Here is a 16,508-nt window from a genome sequence, read left to right on the forward strand (position 1 = left end):
CGCCCGTGCCCGACCCGAAACACGTGCCGTCCCGAAAACGTGGGGTTTCCGCGGGGTAGGACAAAATAAGACAGGCCCGGACCGATGCAACATCGGTCCTGACCTGCGATCTCTGTGGACCTTGGGGGACCTTACTACAACCCTAAAAGCGCAGGTAGAAGCCCTGAAACGCAGGCGGAAGCCCTGGAAAACCTGATCCAGAAGCTACCCGACCCCACAACATCGGCCCCACCGCCTGTGGTGAGAATCAGACCCCGGCGGGCACGGCAACTCGACGCCGATGAAGTCGCGGAGCTGATCACCGGCTACCAGGCCGGAGCAACCGTGTATGAACTGGCTGCCCGATTCGGTATCGAACGGCGCACAGTCAGCAATATCCTCCACCGACACGAGGTACCGATGCGCCGCCGCGGGCTGTCCCCCGACCAGGTCGACACCGCCATCCATCTCTACAAGCTCGGCTGGTCACTCGCCCGGGTCGGCAACCATCTCGACGTCAACCACACCACCGTCCTGACGGCACTTCGTCGGCGCGGAATACCCACGCGGGATCCTCATGGGAGAGCGCGAGTGTAATCGGTGGCTACGCTATCGCCTCGTAAGGAGAGGTGTTCCGAGACTGCGGCCCGGATGACCGGTCGGTGGCGGATCGTGGCGATGAGCCCCTGGGGTAGAGATGCCATCGGCCGATGGAGCCGGGCTTTATCGAATGAGACGCGGACGGCCCGGCCAGCTCCGATTCATCGCCGTCCGCGGCTGGTTCGACGGCCGCCGGGCCCCGCCGGAGCACGGCGACCGCCGACGAGAAACCAGAACAGGCGGCTGGCCGAACCACCACCAGGCCGACCCGCTACACCGGGCGCTGTCATCGAAACAGATGTAGCGCCGGACTGCCGTGGCGGGAGAGACTTTCGGCGTGACCGGCACTGAGGGGCTGGTACTGCCCCACGACGCGCCGGAGCATCGCTTCATGAGGTATGTCCGTGCACCACATGGCGAGCATCGGCCGTTGTATCCACTCGTCCCGGCGACGCGGCCCGCTGCGAGTCGGCCTGGATCTGTCGACCCTGGGGGCCGAGCCGCCCGATATCGCCGACTTCGTATCGGTGCTGCGACGGCGCCCGGAAATCGAGCCCGCGTTCCTCGTATTCGGCGAGCAACACGACGATCTGACCGAACCGTGGAGGCAGCGCCTCGATTGCGCGATCGTGCATGTCGTGGACTATCACAGCTTCGGCGAACTGGAAAAGATCGCCGACGCGTCGCAGGTCTGGGTGACCACCTACACCGCAGGCGAGCAGACCTTCGGCGGCTGGTGCCCGTTCTTCGGCGTCTACGCCAACCTCGACGCCCTACAGTCGGCAGAATCCGACCTCACCGAGGAAGACCGCTACCGCGCCGCAGCGCTGGCGGCCGTGGCCCTCAAACTCGGGCTAGACGTTGTGGTGACCGAGGCGCCGACCGCGGGCCGACCCGAAGTCGCCGACAACGATATCGCCGCCATGATCACCCCTCCCGACCTGCTACCGATATTCGGTCACTATCTGCGCATGACGGGAAACCTGAGCCTGCGGTACAACCGAACGGGCGTCATCGTCTACGACGATCTGCGCGCCGGATCGGTCAGCGGGGTCTACCACATCGGGATCGAGAGCCACATCCCGCATCTTCGCCACCTGATGGTGGCCGCCCTGATGGGCAGGCACACCGATGTCGTCTCCGACCTCGGCTCGATCTCGGCACGGGCCCAGCGCGCGCTGCGCGCGCTCGACGAGTTGCTGGCCGCACTGTCGACCCACAACGGGCCGCACACACCTACCGCCGATACCACCGAGCGGGTCAGCGAGGCATTCGACCGCGAACTGCTCTACCTGACCGCAGTATTCGACACATTCGGCCGACTGTTCAGACGGCTGCACGACGGCCGGGGACCGAAGAGGAACGAACCCAAGAGCCTGCACTCTCTGCCCCTAATCACCAGCCACATCGTCGAGAAATACGCCGCCGGTGAGATCGTGGACCGGATCGTCGAATACAGAACCTACGCCTACATCACCTCGACACTGCGCAACTACATCCATGAGGCCGTACTGCCGACTGGGCCGGTACCGAGCCGTGGATACGGCAGCGCTACCACCATCGCCGTAAACCTCGACCTGCTCGACGACGTGAAACTCACCCAGCAACAGGTCGCCAAACTCGGCGTCTGGAAGGCCAGCACCACGGTCCTGTCGGCCGAACCGACGACCGTCGGCGACTTGGCCACCTTCGCGGTCACCTTGATGACCACGGCGCTCGCCTACGTCGACACAGTGATCGAATTGATCCTGTTCCACCACCCCACCGACCCCACCGCAGACGCCCACCCACTCCTCGGATGCGCGCCAAAAGACCTCCATATACCCGAGCCACGCCCGGACGAATTGCTCATCCGCAGCTACTTCGGCTGGTAATCGGAGCAGCGAAACGGCCGGCGCCTGCCGCACGAAGGCCCACCGCTGGAACTCCTTGCGGGTACCCCTGGGCACTGTGACCCCGGTCCGCGAGAGTTGTCAGTGGCGCGGAATATCCTGTCGCGCATGCGGATCCTGCACACGTCCGACTGGCATATCGGGTTCCGGATGCGTGGCATGCCCTTGCTGGCCGCTCAGCGGGTCATACTCGTCGGGGAGATCCCAGCACTCGTAGAGGAGTGGGAAGTCGATCTCGTGGTCGTCGCTGGCGATATATACGACAGAACCGATCCATCTGAGGCCGAGGTTGCTGTGTGTCAGGACGCGTTCGCCGCGATCCGAGCTGCTGGCGCGCAGCTGCTGATAATAGCAGGTAACCATGACTCACCGATCCGTCTGGGAGCCGGAGCAGTGTTCTCTGCCGCAGGCGGGTTGCACTTGGTGACCAGCGTGGCCGGCATCGGCAGGCCGGTGTTGTTCGACGACGAGCACGGGTCTGTCGCGGTGTACGGGGTTCCATGTCTGCAGTTCACTGGATCCGCGCTCGGTTGTGGTGCGGGCCGGTCGCACGCCGATCGCTGGCTTACCGCGATGACGCGAGTGCGTGCGGACCTGGCGGGCCGTCCGGAAGCGCGTTCGGTGGTGGTCGGTCATGTTCCAGTGGCCGACCCCACCGAACGCGGTCCGGAACGGTTGCGGGTCGGTAGCCGTCACACGGTCCCGGTCGAGGTGTTCGCCGGAATCGACTATGTCGCGCTCGGTGACCTACACTGGCCGCACGCGGTCTCCCGCGCGGTCCGCTACTCGGGCTCGCCTCTGCCCTATGTCTACGACTTCGGCCCGCGGCCCATCGATTTCGACCCGCCGAAATCGGTCTGCATGATCGACCTCGGCGCAGACGGGCTGACCTCGACCACCGAAGTCCCTCTACTCATGCCGTCTGGACTGGTCCGGGTCGAAGGCACCCTCACCGAGCTCACGGCCGCCACGCGGTCGCTGGACTACGTGCACGCAACGCTGACAGACGCCTTTCGGCCATCCGGGGCATGGAAGCAGCTACGCAGGCGGTTCCCGTTCCTGGTTCGCGCGGAATGGGTCGATCCCGTCACCGCGAGCGTGACTCCACTTCATCCTGATGAAGCCGAACCACACGCGTCCCTCGCCACAAGCATGCCTGTGACCGGCGAGCTTTGGCGCGGGTTCTACGGCGAAATGGACCAGCCGTGCCTACGCTGCGGCGCGCACCCTGGACGCCCCTGCTTCCAGATTCGCAGCGCCATCGGCGCCTCGACCATCAACACCTTCCATCGCGAACGCGGACTCGACGCCGCCGAACTGGCTCGGCTCGGCTATCAACCCTACGAGGTCGACGACCACGGCACCCACCGCCAGCTGTGGCGCACCGAAAGCCAGTGGCCAGTACACCGGGACGGCTGCCACACCCTACCGCCGACGCCGGCCGAACGGCCCGGCCTTGCCGAAGGTCGCCCGAACCGTCTTGGGATCTGCGCCGCACCGGGGTGCGCGGCGCCACTGAAACAGCGCCGCGGTGGCAGACCAGCACTGTACTGCTCCGGCAAATGCCGTGTTCGCGCCCACCGCGCACGCACACCGGTTCCCGCAACGTGACCAGCACGCGGCTTGAATTCGCCAGCGCAAGCAAGTGTGATGGAGTCCATCGGTGATGAAAGAACAGCAGTCGACGTCCCTGGCCGCCCTGGTCTGCGAGCAGCTCGACCAGGCGGCGGCACCGATCCGGAGCACTGGTGCGATGGTGATTTGCGGATTCCCCGCATCAGGCAAGTCCTCGGCCGCGCGGTGGCTCGCCGCGGGGATGGGCGCGGTCGTGTTGGACAAGGACACACTCGCACCGGCGTTGGAGGAGTCGGTAATGACGCGGCTGACCGGCGATCCGTTCGATCGCGATTCCGACACCTACCGCGAGGTCGTTGCGCCGGGCATCTACGACAGCCTCATCCGTACCGGCCTGACCGTGGCCACCCACCACCCGGTGGTGCTGGACGCACCGTTCCTGTCGACCATGCGTGCGGCAGGCGCCGCAGGACTTCCGTTGGGAGTTTTCATGCGACAGCACACCGAAGCTGAGGCGGACCTGCCGGTCGTGACCGTGTGGATAGACTCGCCCACCGAACAGGTTCGACAGCGGATGATCGCACGGGGTTCTGCCCGCGACGCACCCAAGTTGGCGGACTGGACTGGGTATCGGTCCGGTGTTCTCGATTCCGGAGTTCGGGAACTGGCCCGCACAGTGTGCGATCTCGTGATCGAAAACTGAACCGGATTCTGATCAGTACGCCGGGTTGTCACGGTGGAGTAGCGGAAGTATCGATCTCATGACCGTGTGGATCTCTCGCGCATGTTCGGGTGATGCTGAGGTCAGCGGTGGCCGGACTAGGGTCGGGAACCCGGGCAGCCGGGTCGACACCGCGGCTTTGGCGAAGGCGACATCGCTGATGGGTAGTCGTTTACGGGCGTCGGTGTAGCGGTCGAATTCGTGTTGCCGGGCCTGGGCACGCTCGATGTCACCGGCCGCCACCGCCGCTGCGACCGCTACCGGCAGCTCCGCGACCGGCCCTCCGGCGCCGGTGACCACCCCGGCCGCCCCGATCTCCGCGATCCGGGCCCCGATCCGGTCGTCACCGAGATACACCCGGAAGTCGGGGCCGATCTGCTGATACTCGTAGGTCAATGAGCGGTCCTTCCCGGAGTCTTTGATCCCGGTCAGCTGCGGAAACTCTCCGGCCAGCTGCGCGGCGAGCCGCGGTGGGATTGGTGCCTGGGTGTGGCGTGGGAAGTTGTACAGCAGTGTCGGGCGCAGGCAGTGCGGCAACACTGCGCGGAAGTAGGCCCCGATCCCGGTTTCGGCAGCCTCGGCGAAGAAGAACGGGTTCATCACCGCCAGCGCATCGGCGAAGTCGCTGGCGTGGCGCGCCAATTCCACGGCATCACCGACCGCGCATGCACCCACGTGCACGACCAGGACACCGCTCCACCTGCTTCGGCAGTGCTCGGCGACCTGGATCCGCTCGCGCACCGTCAGACTGGCGAATTCCCCGGTGGTTCCGTTGACCAGGACCGTCTCGACACCCGCAGCCCCAATCAGATCCAGATAGTCGCTCAACGCCGAAAGATCCAGGTGACCGCCACGTTGGTACGGCGTTACCGTAGCGACAATCGGACAGGAGAAGGATTCGGTCACGGCCCCCAGCCTCCCACGCTCTCCGCAGCGCATCGTGCGGACGAGAGGCTCGGCGAACGCCTCGGGACGTACGCCGTGCGGAGCATCTACTGTGCGCGGGGTGCGATGAGGTGGAAGAACCGTGCGGTATGGGTGTACGGAGCGCGGTGGGACAAGGTGAGTTCCAGCCGCTCGAGCTTGCTGTAGAAATCCGGGTCGGACTTGCGGGAGTCGTCGACGATGAGGTCGCAGACACAGCGGATGCCGTACCTCCCGATAACGCTCAGCTCCGCCGTGCGCAGGTCCGCCGCGACCCGGTCGGCATAGCAGGCGTGAGTTCTGGTGTCGTACGCGCCGCTGTACCGGGTGGGGCTATCCAGCAGCCACAGTGCTTCGTCCAGATCCAGGCCACGCACCGCACTCAGCAGTGGGTCGGTGTCAGCGTTGGGTGCTATCAGCGACAGCACCCCAGCCGGCCGAAGCTGGTCCGCCAGCATGGTTGCGGTGCGTTCCCTCTCCGGAAGGTACTGAAGCACGTTATGCAGTAGCACGACATCGAAGCCGTCGGTGCCCAGCGTGGCGCCGAGGGAGTCGATATCGGCCGGGTATGTGGTGATGTGGTCGCGGACGCCACGCTCGGAGGCGATCGTGTTCGCTTCGGCGAGGGACTGGGGTGAGGGGTCGGCGATGGTGACGTGGTGTCCGCGTCGAGCGAGTTCAACCGCTTCCACACCATTGCCACCACCGACATCGAGGATCTCCAGTCCTCGCTCGGCGGGCAGGTGCCGGACAAGGTTCGCCATCGCCACCGTGTACCGCAGCCTGCCCCATGGGCTGGCCTGCCATTGCTGGAACTCGCCCAACTTGTCGTCGAACATCATTGATTCAGCTCCTTCTGCTCACCGCGACCACCCCGATCAGGCGGCACCGCGCCGCGTAATTATCGTGCCGTTCCGGCGCCTTCGTGAGCAGGATCGGCGCAGAATCGTTGTCATGGAACGCATCTCGTTCGACATCGACGACTATGAACGGCGGGTTCGCTCGAAACCGTGCTTCATCTGCGCCATCGTCGCGGGACAGCACGACTCGAAGCTTGAGCAGATCGTTGCTGAGGACGATGAGAACATCGCGTTCCTGTCCCGGTATCCGACCCTGCCCGGCTACGTGCTCGTTTCGCCGAAACATCACCATGAGCATGTGGTTGACGACCTGGACGAAGACGAATATCTGCGACTGATGAGAATGGTTCGCCGCGTTGGGAGAGCACTGCAAACGGTGGTCCCCACCGAACGGCTATATATCGCCAGTCTCGGCAGCCAACAGGGCAACGCTCACCTCCACTGGCACGTTGCCGCCCTACCACCTGGAGTGCCCTACCGCGAACAGCAATTCCATGCCCTGATGGCGGAAAACGGAATACTGTCCTGGTCTCTGGAGCAGGCAGTCGAACTCGCCGGCCTCATCCGCGCCGCCTTGGCTGCCGACGGCACGAACTGAACCACCATGCGTCGAAGAATTCATATCCGCAGGTAGCTGAGTAACCGCCAAGTGTAGGACCAATCCCTAAATTGTTTTCCGATGGACTCGCGAAAAATATTGCTGTGGAAATCTTTTCGCTGAATTACCTATTGATGGTCTCCGGGCGCACATATAGCGTCGTATCCGCCAGAATTGAGACGCCCCGGCTGGTGGGCCAACACCAGACCGGGGCAGGTACGGAGAAAGGGCTCCGCAATGCAAAGTGTAATCATCTCGGTCGGGTCCGAGGTCGAAGTCGAGGCACCATACGACCGCCGTTTCCACGACGCGGCGGACGAACTCGGTGGCACACCCACCTCGGATGGTGAAGCGTGGCGCTTCTCCCGCAACGACGAAGAACGTGTCCGCCAACTATGCAGCACAATCTTCGGAGAAGACCAGGGCACGACCCCGGCGACGGACCAGCCGCTCGACCGCTCCGAAGTCGGCACCAGCGAGGCTTCGGAACTGCCTGTTGTGAGCACCCATCAACGGCGGGCGGACCTGCTCGACCGTCTCGACATGCTGCTCGACGAGGTCGCTGAGGTACATACCGCCCTGCAAGCGCTGAAGTAGGGGCTGGCCTGCCACACAGAAATCAGAGGGCTTCGACCGGTGGCCGATCAATCCACCGGCCATCGGTCGTCGGCTCTCTTCTGATGCTTCGTGTTCTTGCTGCTGCTCGGTTGAACGCTCCGGTTTGCATTTGGCAGCAGGTCTACGGTGGCTCGTTCAGGCGGACAGCTCTTCCAGCCGATATCGGGTCCATTCGATGGCGGCACCGCCGCATCGTTCGAATGCCGCGCAGTTGTCGGCGCGGTCGTCGATCAGAAGCGCCTCGCCGAAGGAGAGCCCTGCGGTGGTCAGCCAGGAGCCGAAGAAGGCTTCAGGGTCTTCGGATTTCAGTACGCCGGTGTCGCTCGAGCTGATGATGTCGTCGAATACGGCGGCAGCCTCTTTCAGCGTCTCCGTGCCTGATGGTTGTTCGTTATGACTGGACGTGACGGCGTGAAAGGTGCTGGTGAACGCGTCGATATTGTCGGTCGCCAGGACAACGGTCGAGTGGTACCGGGCGTCACGCAGTGCTCGGAGAAGCGACTGGTTTACGGGCATGTGGGCGATGTCGTGTGCGAGTTGCGTCAGGAGCTGGTCAACATCGAGGCCCGAGTGCGTGGCAGCGAGGTTGGTGAGGATGTCGCGGGAGCTGCGCTTTCCGCACATCCATTCGCGGCCCTCCCGATTGCCTGTCGTGAACAGCCGGTCCAGTTCTCGATTCAGAACAGCGTAAAGGGAGTGATCCGGATCGTCGGTAATGCTGTGCCAGAACGGTTTCCGGCACAGCACTCCGTGCCAATCGCAGAAGACGACGCGAGGAGGGTCCGCACTTCGCATAACGTCTGCGATGGTCTTGATCGCCGGGTGGGCGAGGGTCACTGGGCGTATTCCCGAGCCGCGGTCGCGCGGTCGAGCCTGTCGAGGGTGAGCAGGCCATCGAGGACTCGGTGGGCGGTGATGGCTTGGTCGGTGATGTGTCGAACGGTTTCGTCGCCTTGTTCGGAGAGGTGCACTCCGTCGGCCCACACGCTGGGTGCTTCGGCGGCTGGGGCCGTGGGGGTGGCGGGTGACCATCCGAAGCAGGTGGCGACATAGGTGATGTCGTCCCAGATGTCGACGAAGACCGCGTCGTGGTCGGCGGCGGCGCGGCGGGCGCGCTGGTTGTATTCGGTCAGATCGCCGTTGGCGGCGGCGACGTCGATGGTGGGGTCCCAGCCGATCGGGGGTTCACCGATCACGACGATCCGGCGGGCGCAGGCGCTGAGGAGCCCGAGGGCGGTGCGGATGTTGGTGTCGTATTCGCCGATGCCGACTGCTTCGCTCATCCGGCCTTGGTGGTGTCGCCAGACGTCGTTGAGGCCGACTCCGAGGACGGCGAGGTCCCATCGGCCGCCGGCGTCGACTGCGGCTCGGAGGTTGGTCAGGACGTCGCGGCTGGTTGCTCCTCCTTCGCCGTGGTTGTCGGTGGTGAAGGTGATCCATGGGTAGCGGGTGGACCATCCGGTGGTCAGGACATGGACGTAGCCGCGTTTGCGCCATTCGGTGACCGTGATCTGTTCGCCGATCTCGGGGAGATCGGCTTGGACTGCGAGGCGGGGGTTGTGGGCTTCGTAGTGTTCCATCAGGGATGTTCCGAACCAGCCGATCCGCAGTTGGGGTCGGGGGTGTTCGGGGTCGAGGGGTCCGGGGTGGCGGGCGGTGACGCGGGCGGGCGCGCCGACGGCGGTGGTGTTCGGCGGCACGGATGCGGTGACGACGGCGTTGGCGCCGATGCGGGCGTTTTGGCCGATGGTGACGCCGGCGGTGATCGAGACTTTGTTCGCGACGATCGCGCCGGGCTCGATGGTGACTGGAGCGGTGTCGAATCCGCTGGCCCACGGGGTGATGGGCTCACCCGGGGTGAGGGTGTCGGGGGTGCGGGCGCGGTGGTTGTGGTCGTGGATGTCGACCATGTTGGAGATTCCTGCGCCGCGTCCGATGTGGATGCGGGTCATGGCGGACAGGACGACGTTCTCGCCGAGGGCGGTGTCGTCGCCGATGGTGATGTGTCCGCCGGTGTTGGCTTGCAGGGTCGTGCCGCGGCGAATGCTGACACGGTCACCGATGGTGATGGTGGCGTCGGTGTCGACGACGAAGTCGACGTCGTCGGCGATGTCGCAGTCGGCGCCGATGTGTACCGCGTCGCCGTAGCGGGCGCGGACTCGGTCTGTGAGGGCAATCGAGTCGGTGTCGGTCACGCTGGTCATGATCCTTTTCTCGGTGGTCGGTGCTGTTGATGGGTGGGTGCCGATGGTGGTGTGGTGACGAGGTAGTCGCCGATCACGAGGGCGTCCAGGCCGAGTCGGGCGCCGCTGGCGAGTGCGTCGGCTGGGGTGTCGACGATCGGTTCGCCGGGGCCGTTGTAGCTGGTGTTCAATACGACGCCGATCCCGGTCTCGGCTTCGAGGGCGTGCAGGAGTCGGGCGTATTCCGGTTGGTGTGCGGGGTCGACGTGTTGTGGGCGCAGTGTGCCGTCGGCGTGGACGACGCCGGGGATCTGTTGGCGTGCTCGGGGTGTGGCCTCGTGGGCGACGATCATGAATTCTGCCGGGCCGTCGGGTGTGGTGGTCCAGCCGGTCGGGTCGAGCATGCTCGGTGCGAGGGGCCGCCAGAGTTCGCGGTGTTTGATGTCGCGGTTGATGCGGTCGCGCAGTCTGGTGGTGCGGGGGTCGGCGAGGATGCTGCGGGCACCGAGTGCCCGTGGACCGGCTTCGGCGCGGCCCTGGTGCCAGCCGATGACCTTGCCCTCGGCTATCAGGCGGGCGGCGGTCGCGGCGATATCGGGTGGGGTGGTGAAGTTCGCGCCGGCATCGTGCAGGGCGGTCTCGATGGCGTGGTTGTCGTAGGCCGGACCCAAGAAGGCGTGTGCTTGGCGAGGACCGGGCACTGTGTGGTCACCGCGGCGGTGCGCGACTTCCAGGGCTGCGCCGAGAGCGCATCCGGCATCACCGGCGGCCGGTTGCACGAACAAGGTGTCGGTGTCGGGGGTGCGGGCGAGGATGCCGTTGGTGGTGCAGTTGAGCCCAACACCGCCGGCCAGACACAGCGCGGTCGCGCCGGTTTCCTCCAGAGCGGTGGAGACGACGCTGATCAGGCAGCGTTGCAGCAGGAATTGGGCCGATGCTGCGAGGTCGGCGGCGAGGCTTTGGTGGGCGTCGTCCGATCTTGGTGCTTGGCGCGGGATTCCGGCGTCGGTGAATACCTTGCGGTAGGCGTGGCGCAGGGCTCGGTAGTAGGTGAGGGCGGTGTAGCCGGCGGTGTGGTCGGCCTCGGGTGCGAGGCCGTAGGGGGTGAGGTCGAGGTGGTAGCCGTCGCGGGTGGGGTGCAGGAAGTTCAGGTCGATGGTCGGTTTTCCGTAGGCGGCCAGGCCCATCAGTTTGCCTGCGTGGGTCCAGTCGCCGAGCCCGGCGTGTTCGGTGGCGAATTGGTAGAACCAGCCCAGTGATTGTGTGAACGGGAAGGTTCGCAGGCATCGCAGACCGGCTCGGGTTCCGTGATGGATGCTGGTGGAGACACCGTCGCCGGAGCCGTCGACCACGATGACCGCGGCGTCGGCGACACCTGCGGGGTAGAAGGCGCTGGCGGCATGGGCGAGGTGGTGGCCGACGATGGTCAGTCGACGTGGTCTTTCCGGGCCGGTGCCGAGCGGTCCGAGGAGTTCAGCGATTAGGTCTGGGTCGGTGATCTCATCGGCGGGGTTCGGCCAGTACGGGTTCCAGGCCACCGCGATCTCGTCGATATCACCGCACCGGATTCCGGCCTGGGCCAGGCACCATGCGGCCGAGGAGGCGGCCGAGCGGGAATCGCGGTGATGCTTGATTCGGGAGAACCGTTCCTCTTCGGCGAACGCGACGGGTTGGCCGTCGGCGACGAGGCAGGCGGAGGCGTCGTGATGGTAGGGGCCGCCGAGCCCGAGCACGTATCCCACGCGGTCAGCCCTCCCGCACGGCGGCTGTGGACAGTGAGTTGCGGACCGCGCCATGGACGTCGGCGACCGTGATGGTGTCCATGCAGCCGCCGATCCCGCCGCAGGTGACCCGGTGTGCGCACGGGGAGCACGGCAGAGTCGACCGCAGCGCGGTGACATTGTCGGCGTGTTTGGGGATGACTTCGGCGCCGTTGCTCGGGCCCAGGAGCAGCACCACCGGCAGGTCGTAGGCGAGGGCGAGGTGGAATCCGAGGCTGTCGCCGGTCACCATCGCGTCGCAGAAGTCCGGGACCGCGGCGAATTCCTGCAGGGTCATGGCGTCGTGACGCACTCGGCCCACTCCGGTGTCCAGTTCTCGTAACAGCTGGTGGCAGGTGCGGGCGTCGGCGGGGCCGCCGGTGATGACCAGCCGGTGCCCGTCGCCGAGCAGTCGCCGCCCGAGGTCGGCCCAGTGACCGGTGGGCCACAGCTTGGTCGTCTTGGAGCCGCCGACGTTAAGGCAGACCCAGCCGCCGCTGGTACCTAGCCGCGCGGCGACGCGGGCTTTGGCCGCGTCCGGCACCGACAGCTGGTAGGGCTCGCCGGTGTAGATGTAGCCGGCGACCTCGAAGTACAGCTCGGTCCACGTCTTACTGTTTCCGCTGGTGCGGAAGTCGTTCCAGGTGTTCATGGCGAAGAAGTGCCGGGCCGCTGTGCCGATCGGATAGAGGCTGTTGTTCTCGCCGCCGTAGGCGAGGCCGGCGTGGTGCTCGGCGCTGATCCGGGGCACGAGCCCGGCCACGGCGGGGTGGCGTTCGAAGCTGTAGACGGCGTCGTAGTGTTCGGCGAGCACTGTGTGGGCGGTCTCGGTCTCCCAGGTCAGGACGCGGTCGACGTGCGGGATCATCTCCACGATGGGGGCGGATTCGGCGCCGACGAGCCAGGTGATGTGTGCGCCGGGGTGTTCGGCTTTGATGCGGGCCGGTAGTGGGGAGGCGATGAGCATGTCGCCCATCCGTTTGAGCATCACGATCAGGATGCGGTGGGTCACCGGGTCATACAGTGTGCACCCTGGGCAAGGACGCCAGTGCTTGCACGGCAGGCCGCCGATGAAATGACGACAGTCGGGTCGCCAGAAGAAGTCGCTGGTGGTCAGTGGCAGATCAGTGGCGTTCATGAAGTCCTCTCTTCCTGCCGCCACGCTCGGCGCAGCACCTCCTGCGCCGTATGGTCGGCCGCAGCGGCGTCGCCGATGCCGTAGCGGATGCGCAGGTCTGCGACGTTGCGGGCGACCTGTTCAGGGTGATCGCGGTGGATGAGTACGCGCGCCATGAGCGCGGCGAGTTCGTCGAAACCCGCGGCGTCGAGACCGGCGAAGGTCAGTTCCTGTGCTCCCAGCCGCAGGCCGGGCTCGGGCAGGTAGGGCAACGGGATGGCGTTGACGACGATCCTGGCCTCATACAGCAGCCGTGAGGCAGTATCAGCCGGGCACGTGGGAGCGATGTCGATCCACACCTGGTGTGATCGGGTGTATCCGTGGTCGGCCGCGCACACGGTGAACCCCTCTGCAGCGAGGGCGTAAGCCAGGCGGCGGGCGTGGGTGACGGTCGCGGTCGCGTAGTGGGTGGCATGGGCGGTCATCCATGCCGTCGAGATCGCCAGCGCGGCGACGTCGGCGGGGTGATGGTGCGATATCCATCCGGCGGCGTGGGTGTCGATCTGGTGGGCGAGGTTCGGATCGTTGGTGGCCACGATGCCCTTGCCGACCGGACCGGGCCAGGTCTTGTGGACGCTGCCACCGAGGCTGTCGGCGCCTTCGGTTAGGGGGTTCTGGAACGCGCCGCCCGCGATCAGGCCGAGGGTGTGCGAGCCGTCGTAATGGATCACCGCGTCCTCGCCGACCGCGGCCCGGATGCCGGCGATGTCATGGGGGAACAACGCCATGAACGAGTCGAGGTACACCAGCACGGGCCCGCTGGTCCGGCGGGCCTGGGAGGCCAGCAGCTCGAGGTCGACGCCCATAGTGGCTGGGTCGACGGGCAGGGGCTGCCAGTTCAACCCGAACCTGTGTGCGACGAACTGTGTCGAGCCGTGACCGCCATCGGCTTCGGCGAGGCTGAGCACGGTGTGTGCCGGCCCGGCCAGCGCCGAGAGCGCCACCGTCATCGCCGACAATCCCGAGACGGGTTTGGTGTTCACATGCTGGGCGCCGAGGAGTTCTCCGATGGCGTGGGCCGCTACCGATTCCAGCTCGGCGAGTTCGTCGCGTCCAGGCCACGCCCAGTGCGTGTCCTCGGCGCTGCCGAAGCAGTAGCGGACGGCGGCAGCGCTCACATACGGCAGCCGGGCGTCGGCGGGCATCTGGTTCTCGCTGGCGATCAGATGAAGCCGGGCTGCTGTCGCGGTTTCGAACCGGGCGAGCCGGTCGACGATGTCGTCGATGTTCACCGGCCAGCCACCTCCCTTGTGCGTATGCGGGCTTCGACCGGCCCCGCTGGCGCCCGGACCGGCTGGAATCGGCCGACCTCTGGTCGTCGGGCCGGCAGGTCGATCCAGTGTTCGGCCAGCACAGCCGCCGCCAGCAACAGTGTCGTGGCCTCGGCGAACCCGCGACCTGCACAGGCGTGCGGGCCGCGTCCGAACGCGAGCAGCCCCGCGGCGCGGCGCCTGCCCTCGGCACTGCGAAAGCGTTGCGGGCAAAACGCTTCCGGGTCCGGATATTCCTGCGGTAGAAGGTGGGTGACGGGAGCGCTGTAGGCGACGTGCCAGCCTGCTGGGACCAGATAGCCGCCGAGCGTCACCGGCGTAGTGGCCCGCCGGGTCGCGATCGTGTTGGGTGTATGGACTCGGGTGCACTCGGTCAGCACGTGCCGCAACTGCGGGGTAGCGCCGTGCTGGAGCACCTGCAACGGGTTCTCGACCAGACTGCGGGCTTCAGCGGTGAGCGCGGTGGCGAGCTGGTCGTCGAGCGCGCACTCGACCAGCAACCAGGTAACCAGGCTGGCGGTGGTTTCTCGCGCGGCGATCAGCAGGGCCAGCAGATGATCAGCCAAGCTTCCGCCCGGGGCGTGACCGGCGGCGACCAGCTTCGAGGTCACCGACTCGGCCCTGCCCTCTATGCGCACTGCGGGCGATTCGAGCAGGGCGCGCAGTTCCTCGGCGGCGGCGAGTGCGGCGGCGTATGCCGGGTCGCTGCCGGTCGTGCGGGTCGGTGGGAGTTCGGTTCCGGCGACGAATCGGTCGAACAGGTCCGGCACCCGCTGTGCGATGGGGTCGTCGACGGCCAGGCCGATGATCGCGGCCAGGCACACTGCCATCGTGTAGTCGCGCGCCGCCTGATAGAGCTCGATGGTCGGCAGGGTGGCCCATTGGGCGACATGGCGGTGCGCAATAGCGCCGATTGTCGGCAGGTAGGCGGTGACCGCACCGTGGCGCAACCCGGTCGACAGGAAACTGCGCGCCCGCAGGTGTTCGGCACCGTGGAGGGTGAACACCGCTCTGCGGAACAGCGCCTGCACCGCCGCAGTGTTGTACACCCTCAGCGTGCCTGCGCGTTCCTGGTCGAACATCTCCCGCACCGAGTCCGGCCCGATGCAGAACACCGTCGGCGGCCCCGTCGTTGAGCCGACACCAAAGACGGGGCCATGCCGAGCGTGCGCAGCAGCCAGAATCTGCGGCAGGTGCGACCCTGGTGGTGGTTCGGCGATGGTAGGTGGCGGTTTCACGGGGTGGCCTCGCCGACGTCGAGGGATGCCGCGGTGCGGGCAAGGATCGCGTCATGGTCGAGGTCGACCGCTCGTATGTCAGGCCGGCAGTCGCAGGTGACGGGCAAATCGGCGAGGTCACCGGTGACGCTGTAGGACACCAGCCCGTCGACGATGCCGTTCGCGCAGCGCTCGCAGGAGTCCGGGTACACCGAGTCGAAGTCTGTGCCGCGCATGTTGATACAGGCCACCCGCACCGCCGCTTTGGCGTGCGCGCCGCGCACGGCGTCGACGACGGTCCACAGGTTCGGCGCCTGGTAGTGCCCGCGTTGGTAGAGCCACCACGCCACGGTGTTCGGTGCCAGCCTCGTCGGGCACACGGTGACTCCGCCGATGCCGAGCGAGGCCACGTACTCGGTGGAGGAGATCACGTCGGTGATGGCCTCGCCGTCGGTGAGGAACGGGGGCTTGATCATCAGGTACACCTTGGGAATTACGTGGTGTGCCTGCATCAACGCCACCGCGTCTTCGAACGACTCACGGGTGATTCGGGTGTTGACCAGGGTTTCGCGGACCAGCCGGTCGGCCGATTGCAACCCGATTCCCACCTCGAGCTCGACATCGCCGAGGGCCTCGACGAAAGGTGCCAGGGTCTCGGGCGTGAGGAATTGGGGCAGGCTTTCGACGACCAGGCGGCGCACACCAGTGACCGCGACGCGGCGGGCGATATCGAGCTGGACCTCGGCCGGTACCTCGCGGCGGGCGAAGAACGACCCGTCGTTGTAGAGGGCGAGCATGTCGTAGTCCGGCTCGTCATCGGTGCGTGCCAGCAGCGTGGCGACCTGCTCGCGCAAGCCCCGGGGGTTCGCGCCGTGCAGGCCGAAGTTGTTGTAGTTGGTGAACGGACACATGGTGCAGGTCGGCACCGAACAGCCGCCCGACATCAGGATCGCCTTCTTGCGGCCGTAGGTGGTGCCGTCGGCATCGCGGACGGTGTCGTAGCTGATGTACCGCGGCTCTTGGAGGTGCTCGACCGCGGTCACCTCGCGCAGCGACCGCGACAAGGCCGTGAGCCGGTGGCGTAGCGCCTTCTCGCCAGCGAGCACGCCGGTTGTGCTGGTAGACATTGCGTT

15 protein-coding genes are annotated in these 16,508 nt (G+C 66.2%); 6 read left to right on the forward strand and 9 right to left on the reverse strand.

The features are described from left to right. The first annotated feature begins 240 nt into the window (after positions 1 to 240). The 4 genes from QH470_RS20675 to QH470_RS20690 all read left to right on the forward strand — a co-directional run bounded on the left by QH470_RS20675 (position 241) and on the right by QH470_RS20690 (position 4,749). The gene (locus QH470_RS20675; protein WP_197986988.1) at positions 241 to 576 is read left to right on the forward strand and encodes a helix-turn-helix domain-containing protein; all 336 of its coding nucleotides are present in this window, start codon (positions 241 to 243) and stop codon (positions 574 to 576) included. 401 nt (positions 577 to 977) lie between these two features. Continuing rightward, complete coding sequence (locus tag QH470_RS20680) at positions 978 to 2,453, forward strand: hypothetical protein (protein ID WP_043736662.1); 1,476 nt, start codon at positions 978 to 980, stop codon at positions 2,451 to 2,453. A 126-nt stretch (positions 2,454 to 2,579) separates the two neighbouring features. Continuing rightward, complete coding sequence (sbcD, locus tag QH470_RS20685; RefSeq protein WP_113975353.1) at positions 2,580 to 4,082, forward strand: exonuclease subunit SbcD; 1,503 nt, start codon at positions 2,580 to 2,582, stop codon at positions 4,080 to 4,082. A gap of 55 nt (positions 4,083 to 4,137) precedes the next feature. After that, a complete protein-coding gene (locus tag QH470_RS20690; protein ID WP_051047265.1) occupies positions 4,138 to 4,749 on the forward strand; it encodes a P-loop nucleotide/nucleoside kinase family protein in 612 nt (203 codons plus the stop codon). Between the two features lie 12 nt (positions 4,750 to 4,761). Here QH470_RS20690 and QH470_RS20695 read toward each other — a convergent pair whose 3' ends face one another. Together QH470_RS20695 and QH470_RS20700 are read right to left on the reverse strand one after the other, a co-directional pair. Further along, positions 4,762 to 5,673 (reverse strand): dihydrodipicolinate synthase family protein, encoded by a 912-nt coding sequence (locus tag QH470_RS20695; protein ID WP_157227590.1) that lies wholly within the window; start codon positions 5,671 to 5,673, stop codon positions 4,762 to 4,764. Between the two features lie 86 nt (positions 5,674 to 5,759). Next, positions 5,760 to 6,533, reverse strand: coding sequence for a class I SAM-dependent methyltransferase (locus QH470_RS20700; protein ID WP_067510743.1), 774 nt, complete (start codon positions 6,531 to 6,533; stop codon positions 5,760 to 5,762). A 112-nt stretch (positions 6,534 to 6,645) separates the two neighbouring features. On the opposite strand from QH470_RS20700, the gene QH470_RS20705 reads away from it, so the two are divergent. Together QH470_RS20705 and QH470_RS20710 are read left to right on the forward strand one after the other, a co-directional pair. Further along, on the forward strand, positions 6,646 to 7,149 hold the full coding sequence (locus QH470_RS20705) for an HIT family protein (RefSeq protein ID WP_043736653.1): 504 nt from the start codon (positions 6,646 to 6,648) through the stop codon (positions 7,147 to 7,149). A 237-nt stretch (positions 7,150 to 7,386) separates the two neighbouring features. Continuing rightward, positions 7,387 to 7,746 carry a hypothetical protein gene (locus QH470_RS20710; protein WP_043736650.1) on the forward strand — a complete coding sequence of 120 codons (360 nt, stop codon included), beginning with the start codon at positions 7,387 to 7,389 and terminating at the stop codon, positions 7,744 to 7,746. A 156-nt stretch (positions 7,747 to 7,902) separates the two neighbouring features. On the opposite strand, the gene QH470_RS20715 is transcribed toward QH470_RS20710, so the two are convergent. The 7 genes from QH470_RS20715 to QH470_RS20745 form a co-directional block, all read right to left on the reverse strand. Continuing rightward, positions 7,903 to 8,604 carry an HAD family hydrolase gene (locus QH470_RS20715; protein ID WP_043736648.1) on the reverse strand — a complete coding sequence of 234 codons (702 nt, stop codon included), beginning with the start codon at positions 8,602 to 8,604 and terminating at the stop codon, positions 7,903 to 7,905. Continuing rightward, entirely contained in the window at positions 8,601 to 9,962 is a 1,362-nt protein-coding gene (locus QH470_RS20720; protein ID WP_280274049.1) for a GDSL-type esterase/lipase family protein, read from the reverse strand. Before QH470_RS20720 ends, QH470_RS20715 begins: the two co-directional genes overlap by 4 nt. A 5-nt stretch (positions 9,963 to 9,967) precedes the next feature. Next, complete coding sequence (locus QH470_RS20725; RefSeq protein ID WP_280274050.1) at positions 9,968 to 11,692, reverse strand: carbamoyltransferase family protein; 1,725 nt, start codon at positions 11,690 to 11,692, stop codon at positions 9,968 to 9,970. Between the two features lie 4 nt (positions 11,693 to 11,696). Continuing rightward, positions 11,697 to 12,722, reverse strand: a complete 1,026-nt coding sequence (locus QH470_RS20730) for a glycosyltransferase family 9 protein (protein WP_067510745.1) — start codon at positions 12,720 to 12,722, stop codon at positions 11,697 to 11,699. Positions 12,723 to 12,844: 122 nt separating this feature from the next. Continuing rightward, positions 12,845 to 14,119, reverse strand: a complete 1,275-nt coding sequence (locus QH470_RS20735) for a PLP-dependent aminotransferase family protein (RefSeq protein ID WP_051047262.1) — start codon at positions 14,117 to 14,119, stop codon at positions 12,845 to 12,847. Then, positions 14,116 to 15,240 carry a cytochrome P450 gene (locus QH470_RS20740; RefSeq protein ID WP_280274051.1) on the reverse strand — a complete coding sequence of 375 codons (1,125 nt, stop codon included), beginning with the start codon at positions 15,238 to 15,240 and terminating at the stop codon, positions 14,116 to 14,118. Before QH470_RS20740 ends, QH470_RS20735 begins: the two co-directional genes overlap by 4 nt. 152 nt (positions 15,241 to 15,392) lie before the next feature. Continuing rightward, the gene (locus QH470_RS20745; protein WP_138456835.1) at positions 15,393 to 16,502 is read right to left on the reverse strand and encodes a hypothetical protein; all 1,110 of its coding nucleotides are present in this window, start codon (positions 16,500 to 16,502) and stop codon (positions 15,393 to 15,395) included. Positions 16,503 to 16,508 lie beyond the last annotated feature (6 nt).

Origin of the sequence: Nocardia wallacei (assembly GCF_029868745.1) — a bacterium.
GTDB classification, from domain to species: Bacteria; Actinomycetota; Actinomycetes; order Mycobacteriales; family Mycobacteriaceae; genus Nocardia; species Nocardia wallacei_B.

Coding starts and splice junctions, on each gene's coding strand:
- QH470_RS20700 (WP_067510743.1), bottom strand. CDS start 6,533: ATGATGTTCGACGACAAGTTGGGCGAGTTCCAGCAATGGCAGGCCAGC.
- QH470_RS20710 (WP_043736650.1), top strand. CDS start 7,387: ATGCAAAGTGTAATCATCTCGGTCGGGTCCGAGGTCGAAGTCGAGGCA.
- sbcD (WP_113975353.1), top strand. CDS start 2,580: ATGCGGATCCTGCACACGTCCGACTGGCATATCGGGTTCCGGATGCGT.
- QH470_RS20680 (WP_043736662.1), top strand. CDS start 978: ATGTCCGTGCACCACATGGCGAGCATCGGCCGTTGTATCCACTCGTCC.
- QH470_RS20705 (WP_043736653.1), top strand. CDS start 6,646: ATGGAACGCATCTCGTTCGACATCGACGACTATGAACGGCGGGTTCGC.
- QH470_RS20740 (WP_280274051.1), bottom strand. CDS start 15,240: ATGTTCGACCAGGAACGCGCAGGCACGCTGAGGGTGTACAACACTGCG.
- QH470_RS20690 (WP_051047265.1), top strand. CDS start 4,138: ATGAAAGAACAGCAGTCGACGTCCCTGGCCGCCCTGGTCTGCGAGCAG.
- QH470_RS20745 (WP_138456835.1), bottom strand. CDS start 16,502: ATGTCTACCAGCACAACCGGCGTGCTCGCTGGCGAGAAGGCGCTACGC.